This is a genomic window from Pseudomonadota bacterium (genome assembly GCA_010028905.1).
Classification (GTDB): domain Bacteria; phylum Vulcanimicrobiota; class Xenobia; order RGZZ01; family RGZZ01; genus RGZZ01.
Window position 1 is genome coordinate 1 of the sequence record RGZZ01000557.1, and the last position, 3,007, is coordinate 3,007.

Annotated in this window: 3 protein-coding genes; all 3 read left to right on the forward strand. The window is 67.0% G+C overall.

Translation table 11 applies throughout. From position 1 onward, the window contains the following. The first annotated feature begins 45 nt into the window (after positions 1-45). A complete protein-coding gene (locus EB084_22750; GenBank protein ID NDD31085.1) occupies positions 46-1,707 on the forward strand; it encodes a hypothetical protein in 1,662 nt (553 codons plus the stop codon). Between the two features lie 218 nt (positions 1,708-1,925). After that, the gene (locus tag EB084_22755; protein NDD31086.1) at positions 1,926-2,474 is read left to right on the forward strand and encodes a peroxiredoxin; all 549 of its coding nucleotides are present in this window, start codon (positions 1,926-1,928) and stop codon (positions 2,472-2,474) included. Positions 2,475-2,662: 188 nt separating this feature from the next. Then, a partial coding sequence (locus EB084_22760) for a hypothetical protein (protein ID NDD31087.1) occupies positions 2,663-3,007 on the forward strand: 345 nt, incomplete at its 3' end.

Genomic DNA, 3,007 nt, shown 5'->3' on the forward strand with positions numbered 1-3,007 from the left:
GATGGGGCGACGGGGGGCGTTGCTCTCACAGGTGCCGCGGCTCCCGTGACGGCAAGCGCGGTGACAGATGACCAGACCACGGCATCGTCGTCGGTGACGGTGAAGGCGGCCGCAGCCAGCGGGAGCGGCTCCCAGCCCGCGGCCTCGGTGTCTCCTGCGGCGCGGATGGCGTCGGCGCAGGCCGCGACTCCGGCTCGCCCCCTGGGTGTGAACCTCGAGTTCGTTCGCGACTGGTCGCGCTCGCAGGCGTTCGTCGATGTCATCAAGTCGTCGCGACGCTTCGGCACGGTGTCACGCTTCTGGGACACCCCGTGCGCCGTCGACGCCAACGGCTGGCCCACCACCGACTTCGGCGTGACCGTGTTCACCGACGTGCCGAACGCCGCGGGCACCTATCTGCTGTCGTTCAACGGCCGCGCCCAGGTGGGCTGCTACGACACCCAGAACCTGGTTCGCAACCCGCAGTACAATGCGGCCACCGACACGACCACTGCGGAGGTCGTGGTCGGGAAGAATCCGATGGCGGGGCGCGGGGATGGCCTCTCGCTGCGCTTCACCGGCACCACCAACGGGTGTCGCAACATCCGCCTGCTGCGCCCGGGGTACGCCCTCGACACGCGCGAGCTCTACAGCGATGCGTTCATCCGCCGGCTGGCGCCCTTCACGGTGCTGCGGACGATGCAGATGCAGTCGACGGTCGACAGCCCCCTCAAGACCTGGAGCGATCGTGTGCTGCCCAGCGAGGCGCAGCAGACCACGAACCGCGGCGTCGCCCTCGAGTACCTGGCCCAGCTGGCCAATCGCACCCAGAAGGATCTCTGGATCTGCGTGCCCGATCAGGCGGACGACACCTACGTGCGCAACATGGCCACGCTGCTCAAAGGTACGCTCAACAGCAATCGTGTCATCTACCTCGAGTGGAGCAACGAGGTGTGGAACGGCATGTACCAGGAGGCGCAGCGCAACATGACGGCGGCGCGCACCGAGGGTCAGGCTGGGCCCTGCCCGCTCAACGACTTCGGCTCGACCACGAATCAGGGCTACTGGGCCTGGCGACGCGTGGCACGCCGCAGCATCGAGATCGGGGCCATCTTCAAGCAGGTCTTCGGCACTGACGCCAGTCGCGTTCGCCTGGTGCTGCCGCATCAGACCGAGAACACGTACATGCTCTTTCACCAGCTGCTCTTCGTGAGTCGCTACTACGGCGCTCCGAGCCAGTACTTCTACGGGGTGGCCGGCGCGCCGTACTTCGGCATCGACCCGGCCAACCGAAATGAGACGAACCTGAGCGTCGATCGTGTGATTGCGCTCTGCGGTCTCTCTCTCGATCGCATCATCGCCACCCGCCTCGGCTTCGACCCCACGTTCCAGGGGGTGCTCGACTGGAACCGTCTCCCCACCCAGCTCAGCCTGGCGCGCTTCTACGGCCTGCGCTCACTCGCCTACGAAGGTGGTCCGGACACGGCGGTGAGCGGTCCGGAAAGTCTCGCGAGCAAGATCGCGGCCAACCGCGATCCGCGCATGGCCGATATGGTGGCCCGCTACCTGAACACGTGGTTCAGCAACGGCAACGACCTCTTCTGCTACTTCATCCTGGCCCAGCCCGAGAACCAGAACGGCCACGCCGGGATCTACTTCGACATCACGCTCGACACGCCCAAGAGCCGCGCGCTGAACGCCATCGCTTCTGGCACGACCACGCCTTGAGGTGAGTGGTCGGTGAACGAAACCCCAGGTGGGTACCCAGCACATGGAGGACTGGCTTCGCATCTTGGCGAACCCCGCGCCCCCGCAGGACCGGACGCCCCCGCGCCCGGCACCTTCGAACCAAGGAGCGCGCTGCCCCGGCCCCCGCCGGAGCACGCGCTCGACTCGACAACGCGCCCGCCGCGCACGTGAGCGCACGTGGGCCGAAGGAGGAAATCATGCATCACGCACAGGTCGGCCATAAGGCTCCCCACTTCAAGATGGACAGCACCAAGGACATGAAGGGCCTCGGCGAGCAGATCGCGCTCGACGACTACAAGGGCAAGTGGCTCGTCATGCTCTTCTATCCCCTCGACTTCACCTTCGTCTGCCCCACCGAGCTGCTCGCGTTCAGCGACCGCATCGAGGAGTTCCACAAGCTGGGCGCCGAGGTGGTGGGTGTGTCCACCGACTCGAAGTTCAGCCACCGCGCCTGGGTCAGCACCCCGCGCGACCAGAACGGCATCCAGGGCCTGAAGTACGTGCTCGGCGCCGACTTCACGAAGCAGGTGTCGCGCGACTACGACGTTCTCATCGAGGACAAGGGCATCGCGCTGCGCGGGCTCTTCATCATCGATCCGGACGGCGTGCTGCAGTACAAGGTCGTGCACGCGCTCAACATCGGCCGCTCGGTCGACGAGACGCTCCGCGTGCTGCAGGCGCTCCAGGAGGGTGGCCTCTGCCCCGCCGACTGGAAGCCCGGCCAGAAGAAGCTCACCCCCGCCTAGTCGTCACGATTGCGTCTCAGGCTGCGCGCCGTTCCTGACGGCCGCGACCTGGAACAGTCTCGCGTGATCCTCGCTGCCGGTTGCCGCAAGGCGATCGGCAGCGTGCGTTCTGTGCCTCTCGTCCGGTGCCACGTCGCGGCCTTTCGTCTGGAGGACGGCCCTGCAAGGGAAGAGAAGCACGTCTCGAGATGCCGCGCCGCCTCCCCTCGCTCAAGACTGTGTTCCCCCGCCTGCGAAAGCTCCTCACTTCCGGGCGCAACATCGGCATGCTGTACTTCTACCTCGACCCGGCTTTCCATCGCGTCGGTGGCGCGCCCGACGCCGAGAGCGTCGAAGCGCTGGCCGCCACGGTCGAGGCAACCCTGCAGGGGCAGCTGGGTCAGGGGTTCCGCGAGGGAGACCTGCTCGCGCGGGGGGCGAGCGGTGAGGAGTGGTTCGTGTTCCTCGCATCGCCCCCGCGCAGCAAGCATGGCTTGAACCGCCGCGATCTGCAGGAGGTCGAGCGGCGGGTGGCGCGCGAGCTTCGCGTCAAC

Bases quoted from the DNA above. Each gene is read 5' to 3' on its own strand.
- EB084_22755 (NDD31086.1), top strand. From the start codon at position 1,926: ATGCATCACGCACAGGTCGGCCATAAGGCTCCCCACTTCAAGATGGAC.